At 42.8% G+C, this 19,643-nt stretch carries 19 protein-coding genes; 16 read left to right on the top strand and 3 right to left on the bottom strand.

Annotated features, from left to right (window positions below):
- The first annotated feature begins 2 nt into the window (after window positions 1–2).
- Window positions 3–719, top strand: coding sequence for a pseudouridine synthase (locus tag ACTHPA_RS15490; RefSeq protein ID WP_440501453.1), 717 nt, complete (start codon window positions 3–5; stop codon window positions 717–719).
- A 173-nt stretch (window positions 720–892) separates the two neighbouring features.
- Here ACTHPA_RS15490 and ACTHPA_RS15485 read toward each other — a convergent pair whose 3' ends face one another.
- Complete coding sequence (locus ACTHPA_RS15485; RefSeq protein WP_239431539.1) at window positions 893–1,114, bottom strand: DeoR family transcriptional regulator; 222 nt, start codon at window positions 1,112–1,114, stop codon at window positions 893–895.
- A gap of 269 nt (window positions 1,115–1,383) precedes the next feature.
- Between ACTHPA_RS15485 and pepV the strand changes: the two genes are divergently transcribed.
- The 5 genes from pepV to ACTHPA_RS15460 are packed head-to-tail and all read left to right on the top strand — an operon-like array spanning window position 1,384 to window position 6,200.
- Window positions 1,384–2,796 (top strand): dipeptidase PepV, encoded by a 1,413-nt coding sequence (pepV, locus tag ACTHPA_RS15480; protein ID WP_440501521.1) that lies wholly within the window; start codon window positions 1,384–1,386, stop codon window positions 2,794–2,796.
- Complete coding sequence (gene dat, locus ACTHPA_RS15475) at window positions 2,793–3,647, top strand: D-amino-acid transaminase (protein WP_440501451.1); 855 nt, start codon at window positions 2,793–2,795, stop codon at window positions 3,645–3,647. The genes pepV and dat overlap by 4 nt, the downstream gene beginning before the upstream one ends.
- A gap of 32 nt (window positions 3,648–3,679) precedes the next feature.
- Complete coding sequence (locus ACTHPA_RS15470; RefSeq protein WP_440501449.1) at window positions 3,680–4,666, top strand: nuclease-related domain-containing protein; 987 nt, start codon at window positions 3,680–3,682, stop codon at window positions 4,664–4,666.
- Between the two features lie 18 nt (window positions 4,667–4,684).
- A complete protein-coding gene (gene trmB / locus ACTHPA_RS15465; RefSeq protein ID WP_440501447.1) occupies window positions 4,685–5,329 on the top strand; it encodes a tRNA (guanosine(46)-N7)-methyltransferase TrmB in 645 nt (214 codons plus the stop codon).
- A gap of 25 nt (window positions 5,330–5,354) precedes the next feature.
- Complete coding sequence (locus ACTHPA_RS15460; protein ID WP_440501446.1) at window positions 5,355–6,200, top strand: YtnP family quorum-quenching lactonase; 846 nt, start codon at window positions 5,355–5,357, stop codon at window positions 6,198–6,200.
- Between the two features lie 67 nt (window positions 6,201–6,267).
- Here ACTHPA_RS15460 and ACTHPA_RS15455 read toward each other — a convergent pair whose 3' ends face one another.
- Window positions 6,268–6,582 carry a hypothetical protein gene (locus ACTHPA_RS15455; RefSeq protein WP_440501445.1) on the bottom strand — a complete coding sequence of 105 codons (315 nt, stop codon included), beginning with the start codon at window positions 6,580–6,582 and terminating at the stop codon, window positions 6,268–6,270.
- A 162-nt stretch (window positions 6,583–6,744) separates the two neighbouring features.
- On the opposite strand from ACTHPA_RS15455, the gene ACTHPA_RS15450 reads away from it, so the two are divergent.
- The 9 genes from ACTHPA_RS15450 to ACTHPA_RS15410 all read left to right on the top strand — a co-directional run bounded on the left by ACTHPA_RS15450 (window position 6,745) and on the right by ACTHPA_RS15410 (window position 16,129).
- Window positions 6,745–7,818, top strand: a complete 1,074-nt coding sequence (locus tag ACTHPA_RS15450) for a M42 family metallopeptidase (protein WP_440501444.1) — start codon at window positions 6,745–6,747, stop codon at window positions 7,816–7,818.
- Between the two features lie 8 nt (window positions 7,819–7,826).
- Complete coding sequence (locus tag ACTHPA_RS15445; protein WP_440501442.1) at window positions 7,827–8,420, top strand: DUF84 family protein; 594 nt, start codon at window positions 7,827–7,829, stop codon at window positions 8,418–8,420.
- Window positions 8,421–8,503: 83 nt separating this feature from the next.
- Entirely contained in the window at window positions 8,504–9,019 is a 516-nt protein-coding gene (locus tag ACTHPA_RS15440; protein ID WP_440501441.1) for a hypothetical protein, read from the top strand.
- 63 nt (window positions 9,020–9,082) lie between these two features.
- Entirely contained in the window at window positions 9,083–9,910 is an 828-nt protein-coding gene (locus ACTHPA_RS15435) for a DUF1444 domain-containing protein (RefSeq protein WP_440501439.1), read from the top strand.
- Window positions 9,907–10,512: a YtpR family tRNA-binding protein gene (gene ytpR / locus ACTHPA_RS15430; protein ID WP_440501438.1), complete on the top strand. Its 606-nt coding sequence runs from the start codon at window positions 9,907–9,909 to the stop codon at window positions 10,510–10,512. The genes ACTHPA_RS15435 and ytpR overlap by 4 nt, the downstream gene beginning before the upstream one ends.
- A gap of 157 nt (window positions 10,513–10,669) precedes the next feature.
- Complete coding sequence (locus ACTHPA_RS15425; RefSeq protein ID WP_440501436.1) at window positions 10,670–13,324, top strand: DNA translocase FtsK; 2,655 nt, start codon at window positions 10,670–10,672, stop codon at window positions 13,322–13,324.
- 146 nt (window positions 13,325–13,470) lie between these two features.
- Window positions 13,471–14,784 (top strand): UDP-N-acetylmuramate--L-alanine ligase, encoded by a 1,314-nt coding sequence (gene murC / locus ACTHPA_RS15420; protein WP_440501434.1) that lies wholly within the window; start codon window positions 13,471–13,473, stop codon window positions 14,782–14,784.
- Between the two features lie 189 nt (window positions 14,785–14,973).
- On the top strand, window positions 14,974–15,459 hold the full coding sequence (locus ACTHPA_RS15415; protein WP_440501433.1) for a DUF948 domain-containing protein: 486 nt from the start codon (window positions 14,974–14,976) through the stop codon (window positions 15,457–15,459).
- Between the two features lie 31 nt (window positions 15,460–15,490).
- Window positions 15,491–16,129 (top strand): YtxH domain-containing protein, encoded by a 639-nt coding sequence (locus tag ACTHPA_RS15410; RefSeq protein WP_440501432.1) that lies wholly within the window; start codon window positions 15,491–15,493, stop codon window positions 16,127–16,129.
- A 63-nt stretch (window positions 16,130–16,192) separates the two neighbouring features.
- On the opposite strand, the gene ACTHPA_RS15405 is transcribed toward ACTHPA_RS15410, so the two are convergent.
- On the bottom strand, window positions 16,193–18,340 hold the full coding sequence (locus ACTHPA_RS15405; protein ID WP_440501430.1) for a cell division protein FtsA: 2,148 nt from the start codon (window positions 18,338–18,340) through the stop codon (window positions 16,193–16,195).
- Window positions 18,341–18,481: 141 nt separating this feature from the next.
- Between ACTHPA_RS15405 and ACTHPA_RS15400 the strand changes: the two genes are divergently transcribed.
- Complete coding sequence (locus tag ACTHPA_RS15400; RefSeq protein WP_440501519.1) at window positions 18,482–19,564, top strand: bifunctional 3-deoxy-7-phosphoheptulonate synthase/chorismate mutase; 1,083 nt, start codon at window positions 18,482–18,484, stop codon at window positions 19,562–19,564.
- The last annotated feature ends 79 nt before the right edge of the window (window positions 19,565–19,643 follow it).

The raw sequence follows: 19,643 nt of genomic DNA, 5'->3' as shown, positions 1-19,643 counted from the left end.
AAATGCGACTCGATAAATTATTGGCGAATATGGGCTATGGTTCTCGTAAGGAAGTTAAGCAGCTATTGAAAAATGGTTCTGTTCAGGTGAATGATGCGCCGGTGAAGGATGCGGCGCTCCATGTTAATCCGGAAAAGGATGAAGTGACAATCCTCGGTGAACGGGTCGTCTATAAGGAATTCATTTACTTGATGTTGAATAAACCACAAGGTGTCATTTCTGCAACTGAGGATAACCGGGATAGAACTGTCATCGATTTGCTGGATGAGGAGCATCGTCATTTTGAACCTTTCCCTGTAGGAAGGCTTGATAAGGATACAGAAGGATTCTTATTGATTACAAATGATGGCAAGCTGGCGCATGAATTACTGTCTCCGAAGAAGCATGTTCCAAAAACGTATTACGCCCGTATCGATGGGAACGTCGATGAAACTGATATTGAAAAGTTTGCAGAAGGGGTCACGTTGGACGATGGTTACTTCACGAAACCGGGACAACTCAGTATATTGCAATCAGGCGAGACGTCAGAAATTGAGCTGACGATTACTGAAGGGAAGTTTCATCAAGTGAAGCGGATGTTCGAAGCGGTCGGGAAGCGGGTCGTCTATTTGAAACGCCTATCGATGGGACCCCTGGAATTGGATAGTTCCTTATACTTAGGGGAATACAGGGAGCTGACCGATGAGGAAGTCGCAATGCTCCGCAATGAAAAAAGCTGAACCGAATTACTCGGTTCAGCTTTTTCATATTTTGTTACGTCTAGACTCAGGGCGCAAGAGTCTCGGGGTCATAAGTCAAAGTTGCTCTGTGGCAAAGAATGCCACGCCGCATCTTCGCCTTATGCCTGTCGCCTCTGGTCAGGCGCCCTTCGCTTTTGTTTATGGAAGTGTCATCATGAAGGCAATTTAACTTTTTTCTTTGTTGTCGTCCATTTTCCGCGGGCCGGGCTTGTAATGAGCTCGTTGTATTCGAGGACATTCAAGTCTCTTTGCGCTGTGCGGTTTGTGATGCCGAATTCTTCAACAACATTTTCCGTTGTGACAATACCCCTGTCAAGGATATATAAATATACGTCCTTGATGCGGGTAAGCATACGATCAGTAGCTGGATTCAACTGTGGAACCACTCCTTCATCTTCATTTTCCAAAAACGATGGGCATGAGACTATTGAATGTACCGTATGTTAGTTGAACTGCCCCCCGACAATGCACTCCTTTCATCAGAACTTTGCGTCAGATGCAATGTTCTGACAATATAAGTATAACTCATTTTTGCTAATAGTACATGAATTTTTTGTAAAAATTCTGTTGAGATTGTTTAGCTCTTTATTTTCTGGACCGAACATGTGAAAATAGGGTATTAAGAAAGAAGGTGCTTGGATTGGTGAATTGGCATGATAAAGTGTTGGAAAAAGAAGAACTTGTAATTGATGACTTGAAACAATTGATTTCCATTCCGTCGGTGCTTGATGAAAGCTTGTCAACTGATGATGCACCGTTTGGTCCGGAGCCGAAGCGTGCGCTCGATTGGATGCTGGAGGAAGGTAGGAAAGCTGGATTTACTGTGAAGAACGTCGACAATATGGCTGGCCATATTGAAATGGGAGAAGGGGATGAACTGCTTGGCATCCTCTGTCACGTCGATGTTGTACCTGCCGGTGGCAATTGGACATTCGGCCCATTTGATGGAACCGTGAAGGACGGAAAACTGTTTGGCCGTGGGGCGATTGACGATAAGGGGCCGACAATCGCTGCTTGGCACGCCATGAAATTAGTGAATGAAGCTGGCATACCTTTGAACAAAAGAGTCCGGCTCATTATTGGGGCGGATGAAGAAAGCGGTTTCCGATGTGTTCGACGTTATTTTGAAAAAGAAGAGATGCCGACAATCGGGTTTGCTCCAGATGCAGATTTTCCAATCATCAACGCAGAAAAAGGAATCTCCACATTAGTGTTTACTCAAAAGACGAAAAAAGCTGATGGGCAGCTTCTTCATTTCAAATCGGGCGACCGGACAAATATGGTGCCCGATTATGCGGAAGCACATATTAAAGGATTCGATTTCAAGGATATTCAAAGTAAGTTTGAAAGCTACACGAATATACACGGTATTGTGGCTTCAATTGTCGAGGAAGACGGTGAGGCGGTTTTACGTTTTCACGGCAAGTCTGCACATGCGATGGAGCCGGATAACGGTGTAAATGCTGCTGTACTACTAGCCGCGTTCCTGAATAAGATCTTCGAAGAAGGCGAATCGAAGGATTTTACCCAATTTATTCTCGACGCATTCGGGACGGAGAGTCGAGGCCGCTTTCTCGGGTTAGCTTATAATGATGAAATTTCTGGCGATACAACATTGAATGCCGGCATCGTTTCTTTCACTCCTGAACAAGGCGGTCAAGTTCTAGTGAGCATGCGGTATTCTGTCACGTATCCCTTTGAAGAGAAAATCGGAACTTGCAATGACAGACTAAAGGATTCATCATTCGATTTGACTGTGAAATCGAACTCGAAACCACATCATGTCGATGCGAATGATCCATTCATTAAAACGTTGCAGGAAATTTACACGTCCTATACGGGTGAAGAGGCAGAGCTATTGGCGATTGGCGGAGGCACGTATGCCCGAGTGCTTGATAAGGGAGTCGCTTTCGGTATGCTCTTCCCTGGAAGGGACGATGTCGCTCACCAAGCGGATGAATATGTATATATTGAGGACTTATTAAAGGCGACAGCTATATACACGGAAGCAATTAGCCGTCTTGCATCCGATAAAGGGGAAGGGGAAAACGAATGACGATTTATTTTATTGATGGGAAGTTCACGAGCAAGGATAGTTTGAACATTTCTGTAGACGATAGGGGATACTATTTCGGCGATGGAGTGTATGAAGTCGTTAAAGTGTATGATGGGGAATTGTACACAGCAGAGGAGCATTTTGCGCGCCTTTGTCAGAGTGCTAAGAAAATTAAAATGGCAATTCCTTATTCGGAACAACAGCTCATTGACATTGCGAAAGAATTAGTGAAAGTGAACGAAGTGAATACCGGCCATATTTATTTGCAAGTGACACGAGGGGCGTCTCCGCGCATCCATCAGTTCCCTGAACTATCTGTTGCTCCTGTTGTGACCGCCTATGCAATCCATAATCCAAGGCCGTTGAGCAATATTGAAGGCGGTGTCTCCGTGAAGTCGGTTGAAGATGTCCGCTGGCTGCGCTGCGATATTAAAAGCTTGAACTTGCTTGCCAATGTCCTTGCGAAACAAGAGGCTTATGAAGCGGGCTGTGCAGAGGCGATATTTATCCGTGACGGACTCGTCATGGAAGGATCATCTTCCAATGCATTTGGTGTGAAAGACGGGGTCGTCATTACACATCCTGCTACAAATCTTATCTTGAACGGAATTACGCGCCAAGTTGTATTGAAGCTTTGCGCTGAAATGGGTATTCCTGTCGAAGAAAGGGCATTCACTCCTGAAGAAATGGCTGCGATGGATGAATTTTTCATAACTTCGACTACTGCAGAAATCACTCCTGTCGTCTTGATCGATGAGAAACCGGTTGGATCCGGAGCGCCTGGGGTAATAACAAGACAATTGCAAGAGGCCTTCGCACGGCAGATTCCATTGACCGTGGCGGGGGAATAATGTACTTTGCCTACTGATCGGAGTGGATGAAATTGGCGCAACTCGTCAAACTGCTTGATTATGTATCACGCTATGAAAATGATTTATCACGTTATCCGACACAATATATCCGCTTGAAAAACTCCCAATGGAAACGGATGAAAACACAATGGGAGCATGGCGTTGACTTGTCGGAATGGCAGCATATTCCTGATGAGGCGGAAGAGCCGGCTGAGGAGGGGAAATGGTACTCCCCTCTCTTCCGTCTCTTTGGCAATCGGAAAGGTCGTTCTGAAGAAGCGGAGCCGATCGAAACAGCGAACGATGAACAGGATGATGTAGGTGTATTGGATTTTAATCCGAACATCATCTATAACCCAAAAACCGAACAGCAGCTTCGAAAGCTTTACTTGGACCAGCTTTTCCATTTCCAATTGAAATGGGCAAGCTCAACGATGATGGAAAAGTCGAATTTGGATGCAAGCTTTATGAGGGATACATTGTTAAGAAGCTTTACCCAGCAGCTGCCTGACAGCTATCTTCTGTTCTATTATCCAATTCTCAAAGTGAAAAAAGCACCTGTTGAACTTGACATTGTACTCGTTACACCTATAGAATGCCTATGCATCACCGTGTTGGAAGGGGAGGACGCTGCGGCGTTCATTGGAAATGGCGATCGTTTTTGGACGAAAAAATTCGGAGATAAAGAATCCAGGGTATTGAATCCTTTTATCGGACTGAGTCGGATGGAGAAAATACTATTAGGAATTTTTGCTGCGAATGACATAGATTTCCCTATTAAGAAATTGGTTATTTCGAGAAATGGTTATATCGATTATCCGGGATTGCCGTTTGACACGGATATCGTTGATCGAAAAACATACGGGGCTTGGTTCGACTCACTACGGAAATCGACTGTTCCGATGAAGTTCAACCAATTCAAAGCGGCCCAATCGATTTTGGATTTGGGACAAACTACTGCAGTGAGCAGACTTTTTGAAGAGCAGATGGAGCAGGGAGAACCTGATAATAACGAATAGAAAAGAGTGTAATGAATTATGCGGCTACGCAATAAACCGTGGGCAAAAGACTTCATGGCAGAACATCCTGATGTACTGATCCATGAAGAAGAAGGAACAACAATTGACTGGAAATCGGTTTTCGGCAATGAAAATCCGATCCATGTTGAAGTCGGGACAGGAAAAGGGCAATTTATCATCGGAATGGCTTTAGCCAATCCTGACGTCAACTATATAGGAATCGAGCATTTTGATAATGTCATCGTCTCCGCCTTAGAAAAGGTCATAGAGGCAGAAAAGCCTTCCAATCTACGCCTTTTAAGAGGAAATGGCGCGAATTTAGAGGGTTTATTTCAAGCTGGAGAATTAGACCGAATTTACTTGAACTTTTCCGATCCATGGCCGAAATCCCGCCATGCAAAACGCCGATTGACCCACGAATCGTTTTTGGCACGCTATGAGAAAGCGTTGAAGAATAGAGGGGAAATCCACTTTAAGACTGACAATCGAAAGCTATTTGAATACTCGCTTGTTTCGATGTCTGCTTATGGAATGATCCTTCAAGATGTGTCGCTTGATCTGCATGCAGAAATGCCCGAAGACAATATTATGACCGAATATGAAGAGAAATTTTCAGCAAAAGGGCAGCCGATATATCGTTTGGAAGCAATGTTCAATAATTAATGACGAGTGAAAGGGGAGGTTTTGTTTGGATACATACAATTTTCACGATATGAAGCTTGCTTGGCTTGATGGGGGAGTCAATTTTCTTGATGGCGGGACGATGTTTGGGGTCGTTCCGAAAGCGTTATGGTCGCGCAAATATGATGTCGACGAAAATAACTTGATAGAGCTGCGGACTGATCCTATTTATATTGCCTATGAAGGAAAGCATATCATCATAGATTCAGGGATCGGGAAGGGAAAACTTACGGACAAGCAGAAACGCAATCTCGGTGTCCGTGCTGAGACGAAGGTGGAGGAAAGCTTGGAGGAGCTCGGATTGACGCCTGCTGATATCGATATTGTCCTCATGACTCATTTACATAATGATCATGCTGCAGGGTTGACCGGCTGGAAGGATGACACGCTAGTCTCTGTTTTCCCGAACGCTGAAATTCATGTTTCTCAAGTTGAATGGGATGAGATGAGGAATCCTAATATTCGTTCAAGGAATACGTATTGGAAAGAAAATTGGGAGCCGATCCAGCACCAAGTGAAAACTTTCGAAGGCCAAGTGGAAGTATTGCCGGGCATTGAGATGATCCATACTGGAGGCCACAGCGACGGACATAGCGTTGTTAAGCTGACCCGAAACGGTGAAACGCTCATTCATATGGGGGACATTATGCCGACGCATGCTCATAGCAATCCGCTATGGGTGCTCGCTTTTGATGATTATCCGATGACTTCGATCTTTGCAAAGGAAAAGCTAATGAAAGAAGCATTGCCGAACGGATATCGATTCATTTTTTATCATGATGCGGTTTATCGTCTCGTCCAGTGGGATGAAAGCGGCAAGGAAATCATCGAATCAATCGAACGCACAAAATAAGAAATAGAAAAGCAACAGATGAAGACAAGCTTTGCTTTGCTCTTTCAACTGTTGCTTTTATTATGAATCATTTTTGTATCAATTCAACGACAGTACCTGTTTGCGAATTCGCCGCAAACTCAAATTGTTCTAGTTCACCATTCCGAATTCTCGTGATGCCGCCTCGGTATACTTCCATCGACAAGACATTGTTAGTAAACGGCTCAGGTTTCATGACGATCCACGAGCCATCGATCGGGCCTTCTTTTTTGAAGGACTCCTTCACTGCGTTCAGGACATGTTCTGCCGGAGTGTTCGGGTTCATCTTCCCGATTGCTTGATTGACAACCAGTCCAGCAGCTACACCTGTCAAAACCCCTGCAACGAAATCTTTCACTTTCATGGCTAAGAAACCCCCTCCATCAATCTTCCCCAAGTGTACCATATTTCAAAAAAATGTTTAACTGCTGAAATAGTAGTTCGGAAACCTAAATATTATGATGGAAAGTTTCAAATACGTACACTATACTAGAAGAAGTACATATCGAATTGGGGGAAACTTTTCATGAACAACGAAACGTTGACAATGTTCAAAACATTGACCGAGCTGCCTGGCGCGCCAGGAAATGAGCATATGGTACGCAAGTATATGCGTGAGGAGCTAGCGAAGTATTCCGATGAAATCATTCAAGACAACCTTGGTGGTGTGTTTGGCGTACGAAAAGGCTCCGAGGACAGTCCGCGCATCATGGTAGCCGGCCATATGGATGAAGTCGGTTTCATGGTAACTGCTATAACAGATAACGGCATGCTTCGCTTCCAACCGCTTGGAGGATGGTGGAACCAAGTGCTATTGGCGCAACGTGTCCAAATCATGACAGATGAAGGGCCGGTTGTCGGTGTTATCGGTTCCATTCCGCCACATCTACTCAGTGACGAAGTTCGAAATAAGCCGATGGATATTAAAAATATGCTTATCGATATTGGAGCGGACGATAAAGAAGATGCGAAAAAAATCGGCATCCGTCCTGGCCAGCAAATTGTGCCGATCTGCCCATTCACGCCGATGGCAAACGAAAAGAAGATTTTGGCGAAAGCTTGGGATAACCGTTATGGATGTGGCTTGGCAATCGAACTATTGAAAGAAGTCCATGGGGAAACTTTGCCGAATACCCTTTATTCAGGAGCAAACGTCATGGAGGAAGTCGGGTTGCGTGGAGCGCAGGCTGCTGCACGTATGATCAACCCGGATTTGTTCTTCGCCTTGGATGCAAGCCCGGCAAATGATGCCTCTGGGAATAAAAAAGAATTTGGCCAGCTAGGAAAAGGGACGCTGCTGCGTATATTTGACCGTTCAATGGTCACTCATCGGGGAATGCGTGAATTCATCCTTGATATGGCAGAAACGCATAAAATCCCTTATCAATATTTCATCTCAATGGGGGGGACGGATGCAGGACAAGTGCATATTTCTAACGAAGGTGTACCAAGCGCCGTAATTGGAATCTGCTCTCGCTACATCCACACGTCTGCTTCCATCATCCATACAGATGATTACGCAGCAGCGAAGGAGCTTCTCATAAAACTGGTGAAAGCTTGCGATAAAACGACAGTTGATACAATCAAAAGTAATATGTGATTGAATCAATGCCGATTAAAAATAGAGCCATCCTTTCAGTTGCAATGGGGATGGCTTTTTTCGACGGAAAGGAGAACAGCATGAAATTCATCATAGGGTCTACCAATCAGGCGAAAGTGAAAGCGGCAAGAGCGGTGATTGAAAGCCATTTTCCAGGAAGTGAACTGTCCACAGTGAAAGTTCCTTCCGGAGTAAAAGAACAGCCTTTTGGAGATGAGGAAACAAGGACAGGAGCTTTGAACCGCGCAACGAATGCCGCTAATGAATTAGTAGGGGCAATCGGTATCGGATTGGAAGGCGGAGTACGCATGCTTGGTGACGAGATGTTCGTTTGCAACTGGGGAGCGCTCGTGCTGCCGTCCGGTAAGTCGTTTACAGCTGCAGGAGCTCAGATTCCGCTGCCTGACGAAATCGCTTCTGAATTACAGAAAGGCAGTGAACTAGGGGTTGTTGTCGATGAATATTTCAAAGAAAGCGGCATCCGGTATAGCGAAGGAGCTATCGGGATGTTTACAGCCCATACAATCACCCGTGATTTACTGTTCGAACATGTCATGCAATTATTGATAGGCCAATTAAAATACTATAAGAAGGCTAACTAAATCGCGAAATTTGCATATAAGCAGTATTATCTTTAAAATAGGTATCGGTATTTGATTAAAAATGTACGATTGGAGGAAGCTGAATGTTCCGCCTGTGGAAATTCTTATTCCTGGCATTCCTATCCATTAGTGTATTAACCGCATGCGGTAAAACTTTCGATGAACAAGCCGCTGAGGCAATTCTCTCGGCAAAAGAAGCCTTTCAATTACATGATCAACATGTGAATGATGAAGTCCATGGAGTTTCTTTATATAAACCAGCTGGATTTACGATTGAAGAGAAGTCCGATGCTCAAAACATTGTTATGAAAAAAGGCGATGAGACATTTCTCCTTTTCATCAATCCGAATGAAGATAAGAATAGCAGACTCTTTTATGATCTGTTAACTAGAACAGAGGATGACAAGCGGGTTGAGGAAGTATTTACCGATGATGGATATTTCGGTTTCGCATCGATTGTAAAAAAGGGCGAAGACCAGGTTGAGCTTGTTGCAAGTGTCGGTGGAATTAAGATGACAACAATTACAAAAAACAAAAATATAGAAGTGAATATGGGCAAAATGATGGAAATTGTACGATCCATCGAACAAGGCTCGTAATCCATAGACTAGGCGGTCACCCGGCGCAATTGCGGCGAGCGGCCGTTTATTTTTGAAGAAAGGATGAAAGGTATGAATTCACAACAACTAGTGGAATTATTAAAAGAACATTTGCCGTCCGAAAATCTGCAATGGCGTTTCGATCGGAAAACTGATAAAGTCCGATTAGAGCATACTGTTCTGAAAAAAGGGATGGATATTTCCTTGCCGGAAATCCTTGCGAAGTATGAAACAAAGCAAGAAGCAGCAATCAATGAAGTTGTCTATACGATAAGGGAAACTTTCAAGGCGATGGAAAAAGAACAGAAAGACGGATTTGTGACAGAGAATGCAATTTATCCGGTTATCCGCTCTACTTCATTCCCTCAAACATCGAAAGCAGGAGATCGTTTTATCGTAAAAGACCACACTGCTGAAACGAGAATTTTCTATGCTTTGGACTTGGGAACGACGTATCGTCTGATAGACGAATCAATGCTAGATTCCATTGGCATGACGGAGTCGGAGATAATAGAGTCCGCACTTTTTAAAGTAAGAGCATTACCAACAAATATGAAAAAGGATGAAGTGGCTGGCAATATGTTTTATTTCGTCAATAATAATGACGGATACGATGCGAGCCGTATTTTGAATCAATCTTTTCTAAAGGAAATGGAAGAGAAAATTGAAGGACATATGACCGTTTCGGTTCCCCACCAAGACGTTCTCATTATTGGCGACATTCGAAACGACACAGGATATGATGTCCTTGCACAAATGACGATGCAATTTTTCACAGTTGGAGCAGTGCCTGTCACGTCCTTGTCATTTATTTATGAAGATGGTAAATTGGAACCGATTTTCATTATGGCAAAAAATCGGGTTGCTCGAAAGGAAGGGAAGAGGAAATGAATATTTTTTACAATCAAAACGGAGTGGGCGACGTGCTTTTCGTCCAACTAACGACAGAACGCCCAAATAATAAAGAAGTCGAAAAAAATCAGGACATAGCAATCATTAAAGACGAGGAAACGAATAACGTTGTAGCTTTCAACGTCTTCAACGCTTCTAATTATGTGAAGGTAGAAGCCGATGGTCAAGTTGAAACGACGGAAGAAATTGTCGGTCAGCTAAAGGAAGCACTAAAGGCTAATGGTGTGGAGCTTGAATTGGATGTAGATTTCAGCCCTAAGTTTGTTGTTGGACACGTCGTTGATAAAGAAAAGCACCCAAATGCAGATAAATTAAGTGTCTGCAAGGTCGACGTTGGGAATGAAACGCTTCAAATTGTCTGTGGTGCACCAAATGTCGATGCTGGTCAAAAAGTTGTCGTAGCAAAAGTAGGAGCGGTAATGCCATCCGGAATGGTCATAAGAGATGCAGAACTTAGAGGAATTGCATCATCGGGCATGATCTGTTCAGCAAAAGAGCTTGGCATCCCGAATGCCCCAGCTGAAAAAGGCATTATGGTCCTTTCAGAAGATGCAGTACCCGGAGAAACATTTGTAATATAATTTGTAATATATTTACTTAATCCAGCAATTACGCCAAGTCGTAATTGATTGAACGTACTGTTTACAGCAGTACGTTTTTCTTATTTTGGCCATCTGATTGATTTAGTTGATGAAAACCTGCTAAAATAGAATGATCGACTTGAAAAGAGTGATAGATTTGACTTGGATTAAAAAAATGATGAATCGCATATTTGATACTGAAAAAAATGAAGAATTCGAAGAAAGTTTTAATGATATTGAGCTGGAGGAAAGTAAAGAAGAAGTACGTCTCGAAAAGCCTGCATTTCGTTTTCCGATCATAACCGATGCTGAAATTTATGGCTGGGAACCCGATCCGGAAAACGAACGAAAAAAAGCAGATAATTTAATTACGGATTTGGATAACGATGGCTTTGAACCTGTACCGTTATATAAAAATGAAAGATGGCCGGGTGGAAACGAAAAACCAAAAATTCACAGGGCGACTGCACCGTTGAAGTATCAAAATAAATACGAACCAGAACGGGAAATCATTCCGAAGCAAGCTCCGAAAAAAGAGACTGCCGTTGCAGAAGATAAAGAGGAAAGTAATTCGGCAATCATTCGGAAAAAGAGCAACCGTCCATTCACGCCAACTGAGGTGCCATCTCCGGTTTATGGCTATTCAAGACCGAAAGTAAATAAAGTAGAATCACAGTCCGCATTGACAAAGGTGCCGGCTGTTTCCGGTAAGGATCTTATTAAAAATGAGGCTGAATTCACTAGTGAACAAACCATTGTAGAAGAAATTCATCGCATTGATTTGGAAGAACATGCACATACTGTAGATAAAGAAAAGTTGGCTTGCGAAGTTGAAGAAACGACACTTGCCGAATCGGCAGAAAAAGAGTTTGAGCCTATACCTCTGCCCACTGCCGAGGAAGAGTTAGAACTTGATTTACCTTCGAATGAAGTAATCGAAGAAAAGCTTGAGCCTGACTATACAACGGCAACTTCAGCTGAGGAAAAGTTCGAACCAATGGAGTCAATAGCGTCATTAGCAGAAGAAGAGATCGAACCGATTGAAGCAATGGAATTACCGGTAGGAGAAAATCTTGAACCGGCGGAATTAATGGAGTTACCGATAGAAGAAGATTTCGAGCCGACAGAAGAAACGGAATTGCAGCTAGAAAGTGAAACTGTGCCTGAGCACCGAGAGCAGAAAAAAGAAAAAATAGTGCCATTCAATGTCCTTATGCTGAAAAATGATAAACTGAAATATGAGGAACGGGAAAAAAGAATAACCAATTACTCCAGCATTGATTCCACAACTAATAATATCGAAAGAACAGATGCTATTAAAACGGAATCAAGACAAGTTTCAGCTGAAATTGATGATGCTCCTGAAGAGATGGAAGAACAACCTTATTATGCATTCCCTTCAAAGGGCTTTCTTATTCAGCCTGAAGAGCATATAGAAGATACTGATTGGCTGCAGTCCCAGTCTGAAAAGCTGGAAGAAGCGCTTTCCTATTTTGCAGTACAGGCGAATGTTATTGAAGCGGTGCAAGGCCCAACCGTCACAAGATTCGAATTGACGGTTGGTCATGGAACAAAAGTGAGTAAAGTCCGTAATCTGACTGATGATCTTAAATTAGCCCTAGCAGCGGAGGATATCCGTATTCAAGCACCGATTCCAGGGACCAGCTCCATTGGCATTGAAATCCCGAATCGAAAGCCAAGAGCGGTCCGAATATCGGAAGTAATTGAAACGAAACGCTTTCAAGATTCCGAATCTCCATTAGAAGCGGTCTTAGGACTTAGCTTGACGGGTGAGCCAGTAACATTGGATTTACGCAAGATGCCACATGGGATGATTGCTGGAGCGACCGGATCTGGTAAATCGGTGTGCATCAATTCAATCTTGATTAGCTTATTGTATAAAGCGTCACCTGCAGATTTGAAGATGCTGCTCATCGACCCCAAAATGGTGGAACTTGCTCCATTCAATGGCATCCCGCATTTGTTGAGCCCTGTCATAACCGACGTGAAGGCTGCGACTGCCGCGCTTAAATGGGCGGTCGGTGAAATGGAGCGCCGATATGAATTATTTGCCCATGTCGGAGCAAGAAATATTGAACGATATAATGAAATGGCAGAGAAGGACCGCAAGTTTTCTTTGAAACTGCCTTATTTACTTATCGTTATTGACGAACTTGCGGATTTAATGATGATGGCTCCTGCAGATGTAGAAGTTTCTATTAGCCGAATTACTCAAAAAGCAAGAGCATGCGGAATCCATCTGATCATTGCGACTCAACGGCCATCTGTCGACGTCATTACTGGAACAATCAAGGCGAATGTCCCGACTCGGATTGCATTTTCTGTTTCCTCTCAGATTGATTCTCGCACAATCATTGATACACCAGGAGCTGAACGGCTACTTGGGAAAGGTGATATGCTTTATCTAGGAAACGGTCAGTCCTCCGCTGTGCGGTTGCAAGGTACATTTGTCACGGATGCTGAAATTGAACGTATAATAGAACACGTTCAAAACGAAGCAGAACCGGATTATTTATTCGGTCAGGAGGATTTACTGGCGAATACGATGGAAGAAGAGGAGTCTGATCCTTTATTTGCTAATGCTTGCATGTTCATAATCGAGCAAGGCAGTGCTTCCACATCCTTATTGCAGCGCAACTTTAGCATTGGCTACAATCGTGCAGCGAAATTGATGGATCGTATGGAAAAACTAGGTTTCATTTCCGAGCAAAGAGGAAGCAAAGCACGGGAAGTTTATTTGACGGAAAGTGAACTCAACCATTTTCTTAATGGTAATGAGAAAACTGTTTAAATGTGAAGAAATATAAAAGATGCTTCATTAGAAATAGAATTGGGAATAGAGAATACTAAAAAAGAATGGGGGATTAGCCGTTAAGCAATAGTTTTCGGCTGGTGTTCCAGAATGTGGGAACAGTTTTGATCCCGGGAGGTTGCATTATGACATTGTACCATTTTACAGGAATCAAAGGATCAGGGATGAGTTCCCTTGCACAGATCCTGCATGATTCATCTTATGCAGTACAAGGCTCTGATGTGGAGAAATATTTCTTTACGGAAGATCCGTTACATGATAGAAAAATAACCATTTTACCTTTTGATGAAAATAATATTAAGCCTGGGATGACTGTAATTGCCGGGAATGCATTCCCTGACAGTCATCCTGAAATTGTAAAAGCCCATGAATTGGGAGTAGAAGTAATACGCTATCATGAGTTTTTGGGTAACTATATGGAAAAATTCATTTCGGTCGGTATTACGGGATCCCACGGAAAAACATCGACGACGGGACTGTTGGCACATGTTTTATCCGGGAATGCACCGACATCCTATCTGATCGGAGACGGTACGGGCAAAGGTGTCGAGGATAGCGAGTACTTTGTTTTTGAAGCGTGTGAATATAAACGTCATTTCCTTGCCTATGAGCCTGACTACGCCATCATGACGAATATAGATTTTGATCATCCGGATTATTTTAAAGATCTGGATGATGTGATGGAAGCATTTGGCCAAATGGCCTTACGCGTTAAAAAAGCAATTATTGCTTGTGGAGATGACATTCATTTGCAACAAATTAAAGCGAATGTTCCTGTTGTCTACTATGGCTTTGATGAAGTGAATGACTTCTCTGCAAAGAACATAGTGAAATCGGAGAAAGGTGCGTCATTTGATGTGTATGTGCGGAATGAATTTTTCCATACATTTACAATCGCATTGGCGGGTGACCATGGAATATTGAATTCTTTAGGTGTTATTGCATTATGCCACTATGAAGGAATTCCGGTTGAAGGCATTGAAGCGAGATTGGCGACGTTTAATGGTGTGAAAAGACGATTTACTGTAACAGAGTCTTACGGTAGAACGATCGTTGACGACTATGCCCATCATCCGACGGAAATTAAAGCGACATTGCAATCTGCAAGGCAGAAGTATCCTAATAAAGAAATCATTGCGATTTTCCAACCGCATACGTTTACACGGACAGCAGCGTTGCTCGAACAATTTGCAGATAGTCTTTCAGGGGCCGACCACGTCTATTTATGTGATATTTTTGGCTCCGCTAGGGAGAAATCAGGCAATTTGTCGATTGACGATCTTGTCGGCAAAATTCCTGGAGCGAAGCATCTTGAATTGGATAATATCGATGTACTCGATGCCCACGGAAACGCAGTTTATCTATTCATGGGCGCAGGCGATATCCAAAAGTATTTAAACGTCTTCGCTGAACATACAAAAAAAGAAGAAACAGCTTGATCCCCACGGGTCAGCTGTTTTTTACATTTTTATATATGAGTCTTTATCATAATATCCAGAAATAATTTATTTCGGAAAAAATGCAGGAGATTAGAAAAGAATGTCGAAAAAGGTTAGAGTAGGCGGCGTTTATTTACCTCATATAAAGGGTAAAATTATTTATGGATGTTTATCGGGAGGAGGATTGCCATGGAAGTTTTACTGTATATTGCTGCCATAGTGGCTGCAATCGCATTTTTGATTTTATGCATTAGCCTTGCAATGACATTAGGTTCATTGAAAACAACATTACGAAGCGTTTCCGAAACATTGGATGGCTTGACGAACCAGTTGGAAGGGGTAACGTCGGAAACGACTGAACTTCTTCATAAGACAAATGCCCTTGCCGAGGATATTCAACAGAAATCCGAAAAATTGAACACTGTTGTTGATGCAGTGAAAGGGGTAGGGGACTCTGTTAGCAACTTAAATAGTTCAGTTCGCCGAGTCACCAATTCTATCACTGTCGAAGCCGAGAAGAACAGTGATAAAATAGCCCAAGTTGTTCAATGGAGCAACGTCGCATTCGGCATCATCGGTAAAGTAAAAGATATGAAAACAGAAAAATCATCAGGATGGACTGTTTATAAAGCAGACACGAGTCAAAAAAGGCTGCCGAGTCCGGATGGCCGTTAAAAACTGAAAAAATTATAACGGAGGGATTCACATGACTGAAAAACTAAAACCGAACTATAACGATACTCATTTTGATCGCCAATATTACGGTAACCAAGAATATAAAAATACTTTTGGTGAACCATCCCAATTGCCTGTCAGCTATCCATACCGTTCGAATACGGACGATTTTTATGACGATGACAATTCCGGTGCAGGGAGCTTCTTATTAGGTGCTCTCGTAGGAGGAGTTATCGGAGCGGCTGCTGCATTGTTCCTTGCGCCTAAAACAGGCAGAGAAATGCGTGACGATTTTTCAGAGCAAGCTGTACAAATTAAAAATAAAGGAATTGAATTGAGTGCTGTTGCGAAGGATAAAGCGACGGAAATCACTTCAGTAGCGAAGGAAAAGACGGACGGCCTGACAAAAACGATCCAAGAGCAATCTGGACAACTCGTCGATAAAGTGAAATCGATGACAAATAAGACTTCGGTTCCTATGGATGATGGAACAGCCTCTTCTGAAGGTGAAGAAGCAATGGATTTTGTATCGACTTCCACGGGTAATGATAAAAAAGCTGTTGAGGATCAATCGACCAAAAACAGCAATGTTTCCTATGACAACAGTGAAAATATCGGACAAGAAAAAAATGTGAATCAAAATCATATTTCAGTTGAAAAAGAAAAGTAAAAAGAAAGAAAAATAAAAAGCCAGGCAGCCATTTTTGGATGCCTGGCTTTTAGTATGATTTTTTTAGGAATCGAATTTAATCTCTAACGCATCTCCGCTGAAAATCGGATCATTGAAGCCAATTGGTTCCCCATTGCGCAGCAATTGGTAGGAAGTGGATGATGTCTTCGGCATGGTATAGTTAATGAAAAGGAAAATGTCACTGAATAAAAACGATCTGCTAGAAGCTTCTGCTATTGTTAGACGATCTCCAGGACGAACAATCTCAAAAGCATCCACTTGCTTGCCGTTCAATAATATAGGAGACCCGCTGTTTGTCAACGTTACAGGCTCCCCGTTGAATGTAACCGCTGTTGTTTGAGCCGAATGGTTCATAGAAGAAACGACTTCGTCGACGGTTGGTGGATCTAGAATCCCTAATCTGATAACATCTCCATCTTTTAGATGTTGATCCGGTGAGGCTGGCATATCGCCGATGAAAAACTGGGTAGTCCATTTTTCCAGTAGCGTTCTTTTGTTATTCACGTATATTTCGAATGGCTCAATAGTTTCAATACCGAGTACTGAAAGGACATCATTCAGTTTCGTTATGGAGGAATAACTTATTTGATCCCTATCATTCACGATTGTATCAAGATCAACAGGAATGCCGTTGCATTCAATACGTGGTACGATTGTATGCTTACGTTCATTGAATGTCACCTCGATAGGAGAAATCTCACCAATCAAATCCCGGATGGTTGCTGACGCATCATTTCCGTTCCTTCCAGGCTCGAGTTTAATTTCATCCCCATTTGAAATGAAATCTTTCGTACTTGCAATATTTCCATTTAACAATATCTTGGATGAACTGCCATGTTCACCAGGGATTGTCATAAGGCTTCCGTTCAATGTAACTGACATTCCCATGCCAGGCTTGCCGTATAGTTGTCTCGCTTTTATATTTGCTGCAAGCAATGCGTCACCGACCGTCATTTCTTTTAACTCAAATAAGCGTATCGTTTTTTCATTCACAGTAACAGACATATAATGGATAGGTGCTCTTCTCGCTGCAATCGCGATGCCGATTGGCGTGACGAGGGCAGGGGTTGAAATGATTCCATCCGATAGAGTGACTTCAGACAATGCATCCAGCCCACGGATACCTACCCGGTTTTCTGGTAAATCTAGTCGGCTGCTCAGTTCTTTTGTTAAGTGTGGTGTGAGGCTGCCTCCGCCGACAACCATGACAGCTTGAGGTGATTTCCTGTTATTTAGTTTTTTGATTTCTTCTGCGATGCTCGTCGCCAGCTTTTCGATGGCAGGTTTAATGGCGGCAAGTACTTCCGAAGATGGTACTTGCTGTTCAAATCCTAGAATATCAGTAATTGTAATCGTTTCGGCAGTTGCAAGAGTACGCTTTGCTAGTTCGGCTACCGGAAAATCGAGAAGGTAGTTGTTGCTGAGCGCTTCTGTAATTTCATCCCCAGCAATCGGAACCATGCCGTACGAGACGACTGTATTATTATTTGTAATCGCAATATCCGATGTTCCTGCGCCGATATCGACGAGCGCCACATTCAACCTGCGCATGGATGGCGGAATGAGAACATTAATGGCGGCAATCGGTTCGAGCGTCAACGCTTCCATCTCAAGCTCGGCCCGTTTCAATGCGGATAAAAGCGATTCGACGACGACGCGAGGGAGGAAGGTTGCAATGACTTCGGCTGTTGCTGTCCTTCCGGCTTGATCAATTAGACTGCCAATTTCATCTCCATCCAGCTTGTAATGAAGAACTGAATAACCGACACAATAATAATAGTCATCAGCGGTGGATACAGAAGATAGTAATTTCTGTTGTGCTTGTTGTACAGCGGCTAATTCAAGCCGGTTAATATCTTCTGAAGTGAAGAGCGGTTTCCCGGCAATATCGATCGTCATGGAGCCTTCCATCGTTTTCAGTGCTCGTCCTGCAGCCGCGACACTTACTTTTTTTAGCATCCCATGGCGTTCTTCTAGAATGGATTTGATTTCAGATATGACATTGGCGACACTTACAATATTATGTATTTGTCCATCAATCATCGAGCGTTCCTTATGTTCAATTGTGACGAGATCGTCAACGTGATAAATGCCGTCCTGTTCGGTTAGAATGATGCCTACGACAGAACGAGTTCCGATATCAAGTGCAAATAGTTTGTTCGACAGAATAATACACCTCTTTTTCGTCAAATACTAACGAAATTAAACAATTTATAAAAATGACGTGACTTTTCAAATACTTTTCATTATACTAAGGACTATTATATAAAAATGTAACATAGATTTCCCGCTTCGAAAAGGGAATGATGTGTACGGGGAGGAGACATAATGATGAGACAAAATGATTTAGATCAGCTTAGAGGTCAAGTAGATGAGTTAAATACTAAAATCCTGGACTTGATCAATGAACGCACAGCGGTTGTCCAAGAAATTGGTAGAGTGAAGGAAAAGCAAGGTGTCAACAGATATGATCCGATCCGTGAAAGAGAAATGCTTAACGCATTAGTCCAATCGAATAATGGCCCGATTCCAAACGGGGTTCTAGAACAAATTTTTAAAGGGATTTTCATGTCAGCGTTGGAAATTCAAGAAGATGAGCAACGCAATGCATTGCTTGTATCCCGTGAACGCAAGCCTGAAGATACGATTGTAGATGTCAATGGGCAAAAAATCGGGAATGGGGAACCGACATTTGTTTTTGGCCCTTGTGCCGTTGAATCATATGAACAAGTTCTTGCAGTTGCGCAATCCATTAAGGCAAAAGGTTTGACGATGATGAGAGGCGGCGCTTACAAACCGCGTACTTCCCCTTATGATTTCCAAGGACTTGGCCTGGAAGGATTGAAAATTTTGAAACGGGTCGCTGATGAAACTGGCTTATCGATCGTGACGGAAATCATTACCCCTTCCCATTTGGAAGAGGCTCTAGATTATATCGACGTTATCCAAATTGGGGCACGCAATATGCAGAATTTTGAATTGTTGAAGGAAGCAGGCATGGTGAATAAACCAGTACTTCTGAAACGTGGATTGGCGGCGACAATTGATGAATTCATCAATGCGGCTGAATATATCATTTCTAAAGGCAATAGCCAAATTATGCTTTGTGAGCGCGGAATCCGTACATATGAACGGGCAACACGTAACACATTGGACATTTCTGCAGTACCGATTTTAAAACAGGAGACACATTTACCAGTTTTCGTTGACGTCACTCACTCAACAGGCAGAAAAGATTTGTTGCTGCCGACTGCAAAAGCGGCAATTGCAGTAGGTGCGGACGGAGTAATGGCAGAAGTGCATCCTGATCCAGCTGTTGCACTATCCGATTCTGCACAGCAAATGGATATTAAACAATTCGATGAGTTCTACGCAGAAATTCAAAGATTCATGAACACCCATCAAACTGTCTAAGCAAGGGTTGTTATTTTAATTATTCTATAAACAACGCCGGACCTTTAAAGGATCCGGTGTTTTGTTTATAATGAAAGTA

This window comes from Sporosarcina sp. SAFN-015, assembly GCF_051966875.1.
GTDB lineage: Bacteria > Bacillota > Bacilli > Bacillales_A > Planococcaceae > Sporosarcina.
Note: the sequence above shows the minus strand (reverse complement) of the source record. Positions and strands in the feature narration are given on the sequence as shown.

Excerpts from the sequence above, each read along its gene's own strand:
- ytpR (WP_440501438.1), top strand. The coding sequence starts at position 9,907 with ATGAATATTTTTTACAATCAAAACGGAGTGGGCGACGTGCTTTTCGTC.
- ACTHPA_RS15455 (WP_440501445.1), bottom strand. The coding sequence starts at position 6,582 with ATGAAAGTGAAAGATTTCGTTGCAGGGGTTTTGACAGGTGTAGCTGCT.
- ACTHPA_RS15415 (WP_440501433.1), top strand. The coding sequence starts at position 14,974 with ATGGAAGTTTTACTGTATATTGCTGCCATAGTGGCTGCAATCGCATTT.
- murC (WP_440501434.1), top strand. The coding sequence starts at position 13,471 with ATGACATTGTACCATTTTACAGGAATCAAAGGATCAGGGATGAGTTCC.
- trmB (WP_440501447.1), top strand. The coding sequence starts at position 4,685 with ATGCGGCTACGCAATAAACCGTGGGCAAAAGACTTCATGGCAGAACAT.
- ACTHPA_RS15400 (WP_440501519.1), top strand. The coding sequence starts at position 18,482 with ATGAGACAAAATGATTTAGATCAGCTTAGAGGTCAAGTAGATGAGTTA.
- ACTHPA_RS15450 (WP_440501444.1), top strand. The coding sequence starts at position 6,745 with ATGAACAACGAAACGTTGACAATGTTCAAAACATTGACCGAGCTGCCT.
- ACTHPA_RS15440 (WP_440501441.1), top strand. The coding sequence starts at position 8,504 with ATGTTCCGCCTGTGGAAATTCTTATTCCTGGCATTCCTATCCATTAGT.
- ACTHPA_RS15410 (WP_440501432.1), top strand. The coding sequence starts at position 15,491 with ATGACTGAAAAACTAAAACCGAACTATAACGATACTCATTTTGATCGC.
- dat (WP_440501451.1), top strand. The coding sequence starts at position 2,793 with ATGACGATTTATTTTATTGATGGGAAGTTCACGAGCAAGGATAGTTTG.
- ACTHPA_RS15445 (WP_440501442.1), top strand. The coding sequence starts at position 7,827 with ATGCCGATTAAAAATAGAGCCATCCTTTCAGTTGCAATGGGGATGGCT.
- ACTHPA_RS15490 (WP_440501453.1), top strand. The coding sequence starts at position 3 with ATGCGACTCGATAAATTATTGGCGAATATGGGCTATGGTTCTCGTAAG.
- ACTHPA_RS15435 (WP_440501439.1), top strand. The coding sequence starts at position 9,083 with ATGAAAGGTATGAATTCACAACAACTAGTGGAATTATTAAAAGAACAT.